Origin of the sequence: Burkholderia sp. AU39826, from assembly GCF_020419965.1 — a bacterium.
GTDB classification, from domain to species: domain Bacteria; phylum Pseudomonadota; class Gammaproteobacteria; order Burkholderiales; family Burkholderiaceae; genus Burkholderia; species Burkholderia semiarida.
Map to the genome: position 1 here is coordinate 174,234 of NZ_JAIZQG010000013.1, position 13,272 is coordinate 187,505.

Consider the following 13,272-nt stretch of genomic DNA (forward strand, 5'->3'; position numbering starts at 1 on the left):
GCCTGAACGGGCCCTCAACCGTCGCCAGCCTAGATTACTCCGGCATGCTAGAATTTTGAGATTATTTGACCCGGCAAAAGTTGCATCGACAAAAAATGGCCGTCCATACTGCCGCCCACCATTCGAGCGGGCAAGTCCTGCCGTTCCGCGAATCGCTGCTCGCGATGATCGGGATCTCGTTCGTCACCATGCTGGTCGCGCTGGACCAGACGGTCGTCGGCACCGCGCTGCCGACCATCGTCGCCGAACTGCGCGGCTTCGACCTGTACGCATGGGTCGCGACCTCGTACCTGCTCAGCTCCGTGATTACCGTGCCGATTTTCGGCCGGCTCGGCGATTACTATGGGCGCAAGCCGTTCGTGATCGCGTCGATCGTCGTGTTCACCGGCGCGTCCGTGCTCTGCGGGATGGCCAACGACATGCTGACCCTCGTGCTTGCGCGCGGGTTGCAGGGCATCGGCGGCGGGATGCTGGTCGGCACCGCGTTCGCATGCATTCCCGATCTGTTTCCCGATTCCGTCGTGCGGCTGCGCTGGCAGGTGCTGATGAGCTCCGCGTTCGGCATCGCGAATGCGGTCGGGCCGTCGCTGGGCGGGTTCCTGACCCAATCGTTCGGCTGGCGCTCGGTGTTCTACGTGAACCTGCCGATCGGCATCCTGTCGCTGTTCTTCGTGTGGCGCTACCTGCCGCACCTGCGCCACGTCGAGCACGATCGGAAGATGCGGCTCGACTGGCCCGGGGCGCTCCTGATCGCACTGTCGCTCGGCGCGCTGCAACTGTTCGTCGAATGGCTGCCGAAGTACGGCGTCATGAGCTGGGCGTCGCTGCTGCTCGTCGTCGCGGTCGCGGCGGGCGCCGGCCTGTGGCACTGGGAGAAGCGCTGCGCGCAGCCGATCCTGCCGTTCGACATGTTCGCCAACCGCGCGCTGTCCGCGCTGTTCGTGCTCGCGATCCTCGCCGGTTTCTCGATGTTCTCGCTGCTGTTCTACGCGCCGCTGCTGTTCCAGGGCGGCTTCGGGATGTCGCCGAAGGAGGCGGGGCTCGTGATCACGCCGCTCGTCGTGTTCATCACGATCGGCAGCATCATGAACGGCCGCGTCATCACGCGCATCCGCAACCCGAACGCGATGCTGCACGTCGGCTTCGTGCTGTTCGCGGTCGCCTGCGCGGGCGTCGTCGTGGCGACCCACGCGACGCCGGCCTGGATGCTGATGGCGCTGATGGTCGCGGGCGGCATCGGGCTCGGCTTCGTGCTGCCGAACCTCACCGTGTTCGCGCAGCAGACGGCCGGCCGCGAGCATCTCGGCATCGCGACGGCGCTGCTGCAGTCGCTGCGCATGGTCGGCGGGATGCTCGGCACGGCGCTCACGGGCACGCTCGTCAACCAGATGTATTCGGGCGGCGTGCGCAGCGCGCTGTCGGCCGACCACGCGATGCAGTGGCACGCGCGGCTCGCCGATCCGCAGATCCTGATCGATCGCGCGGCGCAGGGCGGTCTCGTCGCGGAGTTGACGCGTGCCGGGCATAATGGCGCGCTGCTGCTGGAAGCGGCCCGCGAATCGCTGGTCGGCGCGATCCACCTCGGTGTCGCGATGGCGGCCGTCGTCGCCGTGGTGTCGGTGTGGCAGTGCCGTCGCGTGCCGCCGATCGCGCTGCGGCGCAAGATCGAACCGCACGTCGCGGCCGATTGACCGATTGAACGAACAGAACTGAGCGCATGGAAGAACAGGACCGCGTCGCGATCTTGCAGCAATTCGGACGCACGTATCGTGCGTTCATGACCGCATTCGAAACGCACGTCGGGCAGCCGATGCCGCGCTGGCGCATCATGGTCGCGCTGCACACGATGGACGGGCATGCGTCGCAGAAGAAGCTCGTCGAGGTGCTGCGCATCGATCCGGGCGCGCTCACGCGCCAGTTGAAGTCGCTCGACGCGCTCGGCTGGATCGAGCGCGCGTCCGATGCACGCGACAACCGCGTGACCAACGTCACGCTGACCGCCGACGGCCGCGCCGCGTTCGAAGCGTGCCTGCCGCGCCGCAAGGCGTTCATCGACCGGACGATGGCGCAATTGCCGGACGACGTGCTGACCGCGCTGTCGGGCGCGCTGGCGATGCTGGAGTCGCGGATCGCGGACGTCGGCTCGACGCCGGCGCCGCACTGAAGGGCAGGCCGCGACGGGGCGCCCCCCGTCGGCCGGTCGTGGCCGACGCGGCCGAGCGCACGTACGCACCCGCTGCCGGCCGGCGTTTCACTTCACATCATTTCGATTCATTCCCGCGTCGTTCACAGCTCGATGCGCGTGCCCAGCAACGCGAGGAACTGCGCGAGCCAGGCCGGATGCGCGGGCCACGCGGGCGCTGTGACGAACGGTGCGTCGGTCACGGCCGCGTCGACCGGGATGTCCGCGTATTCGCCGCCCGCGAGCTTTACCTCCGGCGCGCAGGCCGGGTACGCCGAAATGCGCTTGCCGCGGATCACGTCGGCGGCCGCGAGCAGTTGCGCCGCGTGGCAGATCGCCGCGATCGGCTTGCCGGCTTCCGCGAACTCGCGCACGAGCGAGATCACCTTCGGATCGAGTCGCAGGTATTCGGGCGCACGACCACCCGCGATCGCGAGCGCGTCGTAGCGCGCCGCATCGACGTCGTCGAACGCCGCATTCAGCGTGAAGTTGTGGCCGGGCTTCTCGGTGTAGGTCTGGTCGCCCTCGAAATCGTGGATCGCGGTCTTGATCTTGTCGCCCGCGCGCTTGCCCGGGCAGACTGCGTCGACGTGATGGCCGACGGCCTGCAGCGCCTGGAACGGCACCATCGTTTCGTAGTCTTCGGCGAAATCGCCGGTCAGGAACAGGATCTTCTTGGCGGCCATGGCTTTCTCCAGAGAAGCAGCGTTGAAGGCCCGATCGCGCCGTGCATGACGGCCGCGACGGGCCCGAGGGCGAAAGCGCAGTGTACTCCGGCGGATTGAAGCGCGCGTGACGGCCGCCCCGCGCGAGCGGCAGGGCGGCATCGCGCGCGGCGTGCGTCAGAAGAAGGTTTCGACGACTTCCGTCACGCGGAACTGCGGATCGAGCACGAGCACCTGGCGCCACTTGTCGAACGTCAGGCACGGGTGCGAGATGTCGAACGCGACCATGTCGCCGACCTTCACGTCCGCGCCCGGCGGGATCCGCAGGTACGCGTGCTGGTCCATCATCCCGGTGACGGCCCAGCCTTCGGCGGCGGCGACGTCGCGCGGCGCGGTGTCGCGGCCCGGGCGGAAGTGGCGCGCCGGCTCGGGCAGGCCCGCGTCGAATGCCGCATCGCGCTTGCCGAGCGCGACGATCGCACGGTCGGCCTCCGGCACCGACTGCACGTACGCCCACAGCTGCAGCGCCGGCAGCAGCCCTTCGCCCATCGAGCGGGCGATCGGGTTGCGCGCGAACACGTCGGTCTGCGCCTTCTTGTAGATGCCGACATCGTGCGTCAGGTAGCAGCCCGGACGCAGCACGACTTCCGCGAAGCCCGCATCGGACGCCTTCCTGAATTCTTCCGCGACCACGTCGTACCACGCCGAACCGGCGCCGGACAGGATCGCCGGCGTGCGCGCGAAGCGGCCGGCTTCGGCCAGCTCGCGCGTGAGCGCGACCGCCTGCTGCAGGAACGCGCGGATCTCGCCTTCCTCCTTCAGCACGCCTTCATAGAGTTCGATGCCGGCCAGCTTCAGCGTGTCCGGATAGCGCGCGATCGCGGCGAGGACGGCCTCGCGCTGCGCGGCATCGCGCACGCCCGCGCGGCCGCCCGGCACGCCGAGTTCGATCAGCACGTTCAGCGATTTTTTCGCGTCGCCGAAGAAGCGGCCGAGCTGGTCGACGCTCTCCGCGGAATCCACGAGACAGAAGAATTCGAAATCGGGATCGGACAGCAGCCCAGCGATGATCGTCATGTTCTGGCGGCCGACCAGCTGGTTCGCGAGCAGCACGCGCCGCACGCCGCCGTGATACGCGGCCTGCGTCTGGTGCGCGGTCGCGAGCGTGATGCCCCACGCGCCGGCGTCGAGCTGGCGGCGGAACAGTTGCGGCGCCATCGTCGTCTTGCCGTGCGGCGCGAACTTGACGCCGTATTTCTGCACGAACGCCTGCATCCAGTTCAGGTTGTGCTCGACGCGATCCTCGTAAAGCACGGCGGCCGGCAGGCTGACGTCTTCCGCGAGCAGGTTCCATTCGAGCCGGCCGGCGTCGCCGAGCGGCACGCTCGCGCTCGGCAGATTGCCCAGGCCCTTGCCGAACGGATCGATCGTCGCTTCCTGATAGTTTGTAACTTTCATGTCATCCCGCTCCATCATCACTATGCATTGCACTGAAGTTGACATGCAGATGGTACAGAAAGTAGCATCGGCGCGGTGATGTTATTTAATAACATCCCGCTTCACCCTTTTTCCGCCGATGAATACGCCCGCTTCCCCGTCCGCTTCGCCCGCGGCCGAGCCGCATCCGGCTCAGGCCGCTCCGCCGGTCCTCGACATCGTCGCGCGGATTGCCGAATGCGCGCCCGAGCTGCGCGAAGCCGAGCGCAAGGTCGCCGCGTTCATCCTCGCCGATCTGGCGCGTGCCGCGCATGCGAGCATCGGCGCGCTCGCGCGCGACGCGGAGGTCAGCGTCGCCACGGTCACGCGTTTCGCGAAGGCCGTCGGCTGCCGCGACGTGCGCGAGCTGAAGGTGCTCGTCGCGCAGGCGGCGGCCGTCGGCCAGCGCTTCCTGGTGCCGTCCGACGACGCGCCGGCCGACGACACGAGCCCCGCGTCGATCGTCTACGACGAGATCCGCGTGGCGCTCGCGCACAACCACCAGCTGCTGCGCAACACGTCGTTCGACGCGGCGGCCGATCTGCTTGCCGGCGCGAAGATGACCTACGTGTACGGGCAGGGCGGCGGCTCGACCGCGCTCGCCGACGAGCTGCGCTTCCGGCTCGTGCGCTTCGGCCGGCCGGTCGCGAGCTACCAGGACAGCCTGCTGCAGCGGATGGTGGCCGCGACGCTGTCGGGCGACACCGTCGTCGTCGCGTTGTCGGTGAGCGGACGCGTGCCCGAGCTGCTCGAGAGCTGCCGGCTCGCGAAGCGTTACGGCGCGAAGCTGATCGCGATCACCGCGCCGGCGTCGCCGCTCGCGAAGCTCGCCGACCACCTGATCCCCGTCGTCGCGTTCGAAACCGATTTCATTTACAAGCCTTCGACATCGCGCTACGCGATGATGATGGCGATCGACGTGCTCGTCACCGGCGTCGCATTGCGGCTCGGCGATGCGGGCCGGGAATCACTGCGCCGTATCAAGCACGCGCTCGACGCGCACCGCGGCGGCGGAGACCGTCAACCGGTAGGAGACTGACCATGCATTCGCACCCCGAAGCCGCCGATACGCTGATCGTCGGCGCGCAGTTGTACGACGGCACCGGCGCGCCGCCCGTCACGCGCGACGTCGCGATCCGCAACGGCCTGATCGCGGCGATCGGCAACCTGTCGAACTGGCTCGCCGAGAACGTCGTCGACGCGAACGGCCGCGCGCTCTCGCCGGGTTTCGTCGACGTGCACACGCACGACGACACGCACGTGATCCGCGCGCCGCAGATGATCCCGAAGATCTCGCAGGGCGTGACGACCGTGATCGTCGGCAATTGCGGGATCAGCGCATCGCCGGTGACGCTCGCGGGCGACCCGCCCGATCCGATGAACCTGCTCGGCGAGCGCGGCGCGTTCCAGTATCCGACCTTCGCCGCCTACGTCGCGGCCGTGAACGACGCGCGTCCGGCCGTGAACGTCGCGGCGCTCGTCGGCCATACGGCGCTGCGCAACAACCAGATGGACCGCCTCGACCGCGCGGCGACCGACGGCGAGATCGCCGGCATGCGCGCGCAGCTCGAGGAGGCGCTCGCGAACGGTGCGCTCGGCCTGTCGTCGGGCCTTGCGTACGGCTCGGCGTTCGCGGCGCCGACCGAGGAAGTGATGGCGCTCGCCGAACCGCTCGCCCAAGCCGGCGCGCTGTATACGACGCACATGCGCACTGAGTTCGACGCGATCCTCGACGCGATGGAAGAGGCGTATCAGGTCGGCCGTCATGCGCGCGTGCCGGTCGTGATCTCGCACCTGAAGTGCGCGGGCCCGTCGAACTGGGGGCGCAGCACCGAGGTGCTCGCGTCGCTCGAAGGCGCGCGCCGCTACCAGCCGGTCGGCTGCGACTGCTATCCGTACAGCCGCAGCTCGTCGACGCTCGACCTGAAGCAGGTGACGGGCGACATCGACATCACGATCACGTGGTCGGAACCGCACCCGGAAGTCGCGGGCAAGCTGCTGAAGGCGATCGCGGCCGACTGGGGCGTGACCGAGCAGGAGGCCGCGCAGCGCATTCGCCCGGCCGGCGCCGTGTACCACAACATGTCCGAGGACGACGTGCGCCGGATCCTGTCGCATCCGGCGACGATGGTCGGCTCCGACGGCCTGCCGAACGATCCGCTGCCGCATCCGCGGCTGTGGGGTGCGTTCCCGCGCGTGCTCGGCCACTACGTGCGCGACACCAGCCTGCTGCCGCTTGAGGAGGCGATCCGCAAGATGACGTCGCTGTCCGCGCGCCGCTTCGGGCTCGCTCGGCGCGGCGAGGTGCACGTCGGCTATCACGCCGATCTCGTGCTGTTCGATCCGGCGAGCGTGATCGACGCCGCGACGTTCGAGAAGCCGCAGCAGCCCGCGCACGGGATCGACGCCGTGTGGGTGAACGGCGTGCTGACTTACGAAAACGGCCAGCCGACCGGCGAGCGCGCCGGCGGTTTCGTCGCGCGCGGCGAACGCGTGTCGGCCAGTGCCGATGCGGCGTTCTGAACGCGCGCATTCCGATCTTCCGCGCGCCGCAGCAGCCGGCGTGCGTACCCGCAACCGTGCGTTGCATGGGCCGGAGCAGGCGGTGAAGCGCCTGCTCCGGCCGACAACACGAGGAGTGAAACGATGAAGCGATATGGCGTAGGCGAAGCGAAGGGGACCGGCGGCCAGGTGATGCCGTTCGCGCGGGCGGTCGAGGCCGACGGCTGGCTGTACGTGTCGGGCCAGACGCCGATGGTGAACGGCGAGGTCGTCGAAGGCGGGATCGTCACGCAGTCGAAGCAGACGATCGAGAATGTGATCGCGATCCTGAAGGAAGCCGGCTACGGCCTCGAGCACGTCGTGCGCTGCGGCGTGTGGCTCGACGACGCGCGCGATTTCGCGTCGTTCAACAAGGTATTCGTGTCGTACTTCGGCGAGCATCCGCCGGCACGCGCGTGCGTGCAGTCGAGCATGGTGATCGACTGCAAGGTCGAGGTCGACTGCATCGCTTACAAGCCGCCGGTGAAGTAACGCGAGAGGGCGGAAGCTGTACGACAAGGCCGGTGCATGGACGTGCACCGGCCTTGTTGCATTTGGCACTGAATTTTTACACTTTGAATAGAATCCTGTCGATGAGAGCGCGAGACGATAGGTCCGTCTGGCGGGTGACAACAGTGATGGACGCGTAATTGGCAACGGGCATCATCAAATTCGAACGAGCAGACTAAGTGGATTGCTGGGTATGGTCGTCTTCCCGATCAACGATTTCGTGAAGTCGCACCATGACCAGCAATACATACCGCTACGGCGTTCATTCGGATCTCACACCCGCCGAGCTTTTCTTTTTCGTCGCTGTAGAAGAGACGTGTGCACGGGCCGGGATCGACGATGTCGAAGCTGTGATCCTGATTCTGGCGGGCTGGCCGGTATTGCCGACGCGGCAGAAATTCGGCGGCGCGACGAAAGGAACGTCCGTCGCATCCGTGATGGCTCGATCGATTTTCCGCCACCAGTTGAACAGGAAGGTTTTACCAACCGTGACGCTGCAGAGTATCAAGTCGTTTCGGATCATCCTGACCCGAAAGCTCAGCGTGTTCGTCGGACGTGCCGTGCCTGGCGTGGGTTGGGCGCTGCTTGCACGTGACGTGTTCGCGATCGTTCACGGAACGATCTCCCGGTACAACGGCCTCGTCAAAAACGAGGACAGGGTGTTTTGATGCAAAACGTGAGTTGGGACGAGATCGAAGCTTTTGTGAGGTCGGAGGTGGGGCTCGGTCCATCGAAGCCGCTCGCTGCTCATACCCGGCTCTGGGAAGACCTGGGTCAAACCGGCGACGAAGCCAATGACTTCATGTGGCGCTTTTTTGAGCGGTTTGCCGTCGATACCGGCGACTTCGATTTCCATCGATATTTTTTGATGGAAGGCGAGGGGTTGCTCTATTCGCTGTTTCGGCGATGGGTGCTTCGAAAACCGCACCACCTCGAGCGTGAACCAATTACGCTCGCGATGCTGCATCGTGCGGCGGTCGGGAGGAAATGGGATGCCGAGCGATTGGCCGAAGTGCAGCGAAAGGCAGGATGAACGTGCCAGCCGTAGATGATGCTGAAATGAACATGAGTGATCAGCGGCAAGGTCGCGGCGACATGGCCATCCCATTGCTGATGGGCGAATGGGCCGTGCTGATGGAAACGATCCGCTTGCGACTCGACCAGATCGAGTGCATGGATCCGGATTCGCTCGATGAGGATGCGCTCGCAGATCGGTACGAAGACCAGGAAACGCTCACACGTTTGCTGACCCATATCGAGAGCAACTTTGCACGCACCTTCGGCGGTTTGCCGGCGCGGCCGAAATGACGGTCGCATTGGGCACTCGCGGAAGCGCCACGCAGCGGCGAGCAAGCGTGCAATGGTGATGCGGATCGCAATTCTGATGTTGCTGCTCGTGCTCGACCGCACTGCCGTTGCGAGCACGTTGTCCGACAAGACGCCGCTGCGAGGAGTAGTGCCTCATGTTGCGCCGAGGTCTGTCGAAATCGTCAGCAACGGGGCGTGGTCGGCCGACATCAGCGGAGGCGAAACCGCGGATATGTGCCGCCAGTTCATTCTTCGGCAGACGGATGTCAGCGCGTTTTTCAAGCGTGCGAACCGCGTAACGGAACGGGCGTACAGTCATGACTTGGATGCCGCGAGTTGCTATGCCGAAGGCGAAGCGCGTCTAGCGGGTGGTGGCGCGGCGAAATGGAGGATAGACCAGGCAAGGCGAGGCTTCATTTCCATGCACGATGGTCGAACAATCTACCTGTATTGTCCGAAGTGCCGGGCCGCCATGTTCGCGCCGAATTAGAGAGACGCACCCTTCCGCAAGCAGGGAGGGTTGGCGGACCGCAAGATGCCGCCAACAGACTCATTTACTGCCGCGCCGTCCGCGCGTTATCGGGCATCGGCTGGTTGTAATTCGTGCGGAACGGGTTGATGTCGAGCCCGCCGCGCCGCGTATACCGTGCATACACCGCCAGCTTCACCGGTTTGCACGCATGCATGATGTCGAGGAAGATCCGCTCGACGCACTGCTCGTGAAAGCCCGTGTGATTGCGGAACGAGATGATGTAGCGCAGCAGCCCCGCGTGATCGATCTGCGGCCCCACGTAATGAATCTGCACGCTGCCCCAGTCCGGCTGCCCCGTGACCGGGCAGTTCGAGCGCAGCAGGTCGGACACGAGCGTCTCCTCGACCGGCGCCTCGTTCTCGCCGTCGGCGGCCGACAGCAGCGACGGATCGGGTTCGTACACGTCGGTGTCGAGGTCGAGCCGGTCGAGCGACAGCCCGTCGAGCTCGTCCATCTCGAGCTTGCCGAAATCGTGCGGCGACACCAGCTGCACCGACACGCTCGCGCCGCACGCGGCCGACACGTCGCGCTTGAGCACGTCGCGCACCGCGTCGACCGAGTCGAACTTGGATTGCGCGAACGAGCCGAGATACAGCTTGAACGACTTCGATTCGACGATGTTCGGCGATTCGGCCGGCACGTAGAACGTCGCGATCGCGAGCTGCGGCTTGCCGCGCGCGTTGAGCCACGACAGTTCGTATGCGTTCCAGATGTCGGTGCCGAAGAACGGCAGCGCCGACGTGATGCCGAGCTGCTCGCGCGCGCCGGCGCGCGGGATCGGGAACAGCAGCGACGCATCGTACTGCGCCGCGTAGACGGTGGCCTTGCCGAGCGGGGAATGTTCAGGATTCATTGCACGAAGCCTTTACGACAGGAAGAGGCGGTAAGCCGGGTTGGCGCTCTCTTCGACGTACGGATAGCCGAGCGCCGCGAGGAAGCGTTCGAATTCGGCGCGATCGGCCGGCGGCACCTGCAGCCCGACGAGGATCGAGCTGTAGTCCGCGCCCTGGTTGCGGTAGTGGAACAGGCTGATGTTCCAGTCCGGCGCCATCGACGACAGGAACTTCATCAGCGCGCCCGGCCGTTCCGGGAATTCGAAGCGGAACAGGCGCTCGTCGAGCGCGAGCGGCGAGCGGCCGCCGACCATGTAGCGGATGTGTTCCTTCGACAGCTCGTCGTGCGTCAGGTCGACGCTGTTGAAGCCGTGCGACGCGAAGTTCGCGGCGATCTCCGCCGATTCGCCGCGGCGCTTGATCTGCACGCCGACGAAGATGTGCGCGGACTGCGCATCGGCGATCCGGTAGTTGAACTCGGTGACGTTGCGATCGCCGACGAGCGAGCAAAAGCGCTTGAAGCTGCCGCGCTCCTCGGGGATCGTGACCGCGAACACGGCCTCGCGCGCCTCGCCGACCTCGGCGCGCTCGGCGACGAAGCGCATCCGGTCGAAGTTCATGTTCGCGCCGGACGTGACCGCGACGAGCGTCTGGTTCTCGATGCCTTCGCGTTCCGCGTACAGTTTCGCGCCCGCGACCGCGAGCGCGCCGGACGGCTCGAGCACGCTGCGCGTGTCCTGGAACACGTCCTTGATCGCCGCGCACAGCGCGTCGGTGTTGACCGTCACGACGCCGTCGAGGAATTCGCGGCACAGCCGGAAGGTTTCCTCGCCGACGAGCTTCACGGCGGTGCCGTCCGCGAACAGGCCGACCTCGCTCAGCTCGATGCGCTCGCCCGCGTCCAGCGACTGCGCCATCGCGCACGAATCCTCGGCCTGCACGCCGATCACCTTGATCTCGGGGCGCACCGCCTTCACGTACGCGGCGACGCCGGACGCGAGCCCGCCGCCGCCGATCGGCACGAAGATCGCGTGGATCGGGCCCTGGTGCTGGCGCAGGATTTCCATCGCGATCGTGCCCTGGCCGGCGATCACGTACGGATCGTCGAACGGGTGGACGAACGTGAGGTCGCGCTCCTGCTGGACCTTGACCGCGTGCGCGTACGCATCGCTGTACGATTCGCCCGCCTGGATCACCTCGACGCTCGGGCCGCCGTGCGCGCGCACCGCATCGACCTTCACCTGCGGCGTCGTGACCGGCACGACGATCACGGCCTTGATGCCCATCCGCGCCGCCGAGAACGCGACGCCCTGCGCGTGGTTGCCGGCCGACGCGGTAATCACGCCGCGCGCGAGCGCGTCCGCCGGAATGTGCGCCATCTTGTTGTACGCGCCGCGCAGCTTGAACGAGAACACCGGCTGGTTGTCCTCGCGCTTCAGGTAAACGGCGTTGCGCAGCCGGGTCGACAGATTGCGGGCCGGTTCGAGTTCCGTCTCGATCGCGACGTCGTAGACGCGCGCGGTGAGGATTTTCTTCAGGTAATCGTGGGATGCCATGGGCGCTCGCGTGCAGTGCGGATGCAGACGGTAAAGGGTCAATGATAGCGCCAAGGGTCCGCCCGCACGCAAGCGGCATGCCGGGCGGGCGGTCGTGGGCGGTGACCTGCGCATACGGGCGGGGCGCCGCGCGCCGCTTTTTACCGGTTTAACCGCATGGTTACCGACCGGACGGACGGCGAATGGTCGCACGAAATCGCGCCGAACCCCGCCCGGCGCGGCTCGCGGCGATAGCCCCACGACCTGTCCGGCGTGTCACGGGCGGCGCGATCATGGGTTAGAATTCCGTTTTGAATCAAGGATTCGGAAGATGCAGAGGCACCCTCGGATCGCACCGTTGAAGCCGACGCCGCGCGCAGCCAGCCCCGCGGCCGAACGGCATGCGCGCCGCGCGCGATCGTGCTGATGGTCCCGAGTGCCGCCAGGCCCTGTCGCCGGCCAGGAGGGGCGAGTCGCCCGCTCCGGCCCCATGAAGGACAGCCGCGCGCCTGGTAACAGAACAGATTTCCCCAAGATTGCGCCCACGCGCTTGCCGACGCCCGTGCACGGGATATCGGCCCTCCGAGTCGTCCGAACATGAACGCACCACAAGTTTTCGATCCGCATGGCGCGGCCGCCGCCGTCGCCGCCGACCCCGCGCCCCGCTTGCGCGAGATCCCCTACAACTACACGTCCTTCTCGGATCGCGAGATCGTGATCCGCCTGCTCGGCGAAGAGGCGTGGTCGGTGCTCGACGAACTGCGTGCGGAACGCCGCACGGGCCGTTCCGCACGGATGCTGTACGAAGTGCTCGGCGACATCTGGGTCGTGCGTCGCAACCCGTACTTGCAGGACGACCTGCTCGACAACCCGAAGCGCCGCGCGCTGCTGATCGAGGCGCTGAACCACCGCCTGACCGAAATCGGCAAGCGCCGTAGCGCCGATCTCACCGAGCACCGCGACGCCGCCGGCCGCGAGCGCGCATCGCGCGTCGAGATGCTGGAAGCGGCGGCGCAGCGCGCGGTCAACGAGTTCGCCGACGAATTCGACAAGATGGCCGAACTGCGCCGCCGCGCGACCAAGGCGCTCGGCCGCTGCACGCAGAAGGACAACATCCGCTTCGACGGGCTGTCGCGCGTGTCGCACGTGACCGACGCGACCGACTGGCGCGTCGAATACCCGTTCGTCGTGCTGACGCCCGACACCGAAGCCGAGATCGCCGCGCTGATCAAGGCGTGCTTCGAGCTCGGCCTGACCGTGATCCCGCGCGGCGGCGGCACCGGCTACACGGGCGGCGCGGTGCCGCTCACGCCGTTCTCCGCGGTGATCAACACCGAGAAGCTCGAACAGCTCGGCGCGGTCGAGCTCACCGAGCTGCCGGGCGTCGCGCACAAGGTGCCGACGATCTTCTCCGGCGCGGGCGTCGTCACGCGCCGCGTGACCGAAGCGGCCGAAGCGGCCGGCTACGTGTTCGCGGTCGATCCGACCTCGCTCGACGCATCGTGCATCGGCGGCAACGTCGCGATGAACGCGGGCGGCAAGAAGGCCGTGCTGTGGGGCACCGCGCTCGACAACCTGGCGTGGTGGCGGATGGTCGACCCGGACGGCAACTGGCTCGAAGTCACGCGCCACGAGCACAACCAGGGCAAGATCCACGACATCGCGGTCGCGCGCTTCGAGCTGAAGTGGT

The 13,272-nt window shown here is 66.8% G+C and carries 14 protein-coding genes; 10 read left to right on the top strand and 4 right to left on the bottom strand.

The window, feature by feature from the left end; translation table 11 throughout:
• Positions 1-95 precede the first annotated feature (95 nt).
• Both LGM42_RS21785 and LGM42_RS21790 read left to right on the top strand, forming a co-directional pair.
• Positions 96-1,691, top strand: coding sequence for an MDR family MFS transporter (locus tag LGM42_RS21785; RefSeq protein ID WP_124659458.1), 1,596 nt, complete (start codon positions 96-98; stop codon positions 1,689-1,691).
• A 26-nt stretch (positions 1,692-1,717) separates the two neighbouring features.
• On the top strand, positions 1,718-2,164 hold the full coding sequence (locus LGM42_RS21790) for a MarR family winged helix-turn-helix transcriptional regulator (RefSeq protein ID WP_226233148.1): 447 nt from the start codon (positions 1,718-1,720) through the stop codon (positions 2,162-2,164).
• A gap of 122 nt (positions 2,165-2,286) precedes the next feature.
• Here the strand turns inward: LGM42_RS21790 and LGM42_RS21795 are convergent, their stop codons facing one another.
• Positions 2,287-2,868, bottom strand: coding sequence for a DJ-1/PfpI family protein (locus LGM42_RS21795; protein WP_006477826.1), 582 nt, complete (start codon positions 2,866-2,868; stop codon positions 2,287-2,289).
• A 156-nt stretch (positions 2,869-3,024) separates the two neighbouring features.
• Complete coding sequence (locus LGM42_RS21800; protein WP_226233149.1) at positions 3,025-4,305, bottom strand: amino acid deaminase; 1,281 nt, start codon at positions 4,303-4,305, stop codon at positions 3,025-3,027.
• A gap of 118 nt (positions 4,306-4,423) precedes the next feature.
• Here LGM42_RS21800 and LGM42_RS21805 point away from each other — a divergent pair, with 118 nt between their 5' ends.
• The 7 genes from LGM42_RS21805 to LGM42_RS21835 all read left to right on the top strand — a co-directional run bounded on the left by LGM42_RS21805 (position 4,424) and on the right by LGM42_RS21835 (position 9,172).
• On the top strand, positions 4,424-5,362 hold the full coding sequence (locus tag LGM42_RS21805; protein WP_059637925.1) for a MurR/RpiR family transcriptional regulator: 939 nt from the start codon (positions 4,424-4,426) through the stop codon (positions 5,360-5,362).
• Between the two features lie 2 nt (positions 5,363-5,364).
• A complete protein-coding gene (locus LGM42_RS21810; RefSeq protein ID WP_226233150.1) occupies positions 5,365-6,846 on the top strand; it encodes an N-acyl-D-amino-acid deacylase family protein in 1,482 nt (493 codons plus the stop codon).
• A gap of 123 nt (positions 6,847-6,969) precedes the next feature.
• Positions 6,970-7,356 (top strand): RidA family protein, encoded by a 387-nt coding sequence (locus LGM42_RS21815; protein WP_006477830.1) that lies wholly within the window; start codon positions 6,970-6,972, stop codon positions 7,354-7,356.
• Positions 7,357-7,607: 251 nt separating this feature from the next.
• Positions 7,608-8,042: an STM2901 family protein gene (locus LGM42_RS21820; RefSeq protein WP_060317957.1), complete on the top strand. Its 435-nt coding sequence runs from the start codon at positions 7,608-7,610 to the stop codon at positions 8,040-8,042.
• The gene (locus tag LGM42_RS21825) at positions 8,042-8,407 is read left to right on the top strand and encodes a DUF1493 family protein (RefSeq protein ID WP_060317954.1); all 366 of its coding nucleotides are present in this window, start codon (positions 8,042-8,044) and stop codon (positions 8,405-8,407) included. Before LGM42_RS21820 ends, LGM42_RS21825 begins: the two co-directional genes overlap by 1 nt.
• A complete protein-coding gene (locus LGM42_RS21830; RefSeq protein WP_155644615.1) occupies positions 8,404-8,682 on the top strand; it encodes a hypothetical protein in 279 nt (92 codons plus the stop codon). Before LGM42_RS21825 ends, LGM42_RS21830 begins: the two co-directional genes overlap by 4 nt.
• A 52-nt stretch (positions 8,683-8,734) precedes the next feature.
• Positions 8,735-9,172: a hypothetical protein gene (locus tag LGM42_RS21835; protein ID WP_059580801.1), complete on the top strand. Its 438-nt coding sequence runs from the start codon at positions 8,735-8,737 to the stop codon at positions 9,170-9,172.
• 64 nt (positions 9,173-9,236) lie between these two features.
• On the opposite strand, the gene queF is transcribed toward LGM42_RS21835, so the two are convergent.
• Complete coding sequence (gene queF / locus LGM42_RS21840) at positions 9,237-10,067, bottom strand: NADPH-dependent 7-cyano-7-deazaguanine reductase QueF (RefSeq protein WP_060966666.1); 831 nt, start codon at positions 10,065-10,067, stop codon at positions 9,237-9,239.
• Positions 10,068-10,079: 12 nt separating this feature from the next.
• The gene (gene ilvA / locus LGM42_RS21845) at positions 10,080-11,603 is read right to left on the bottom strand and encodes a threonine ammonia-lyase, biosynthetic (RefSeq protein WP_226233151.1); all 1,524 of its coding nucleotides are present in this window, start codon (positions 11,601-11,603) and stop codon (positions 10,080-10,082) included.
• A 576-nt stretch (positions 11,604-12,179) separates the two neighbouring features.
• On the opposite strand from ilvA, the gene LGM42_RS21850 reads away from it, so the two are divergent.
• Positions 12,180-13,272: DUF3683 domain-containing protein (locus LGM42_RS21850; RefSeq protein ID WP_226233152.1), on the top strand; the 1,093-nt coding region annotated here is incomplete at its 3' end.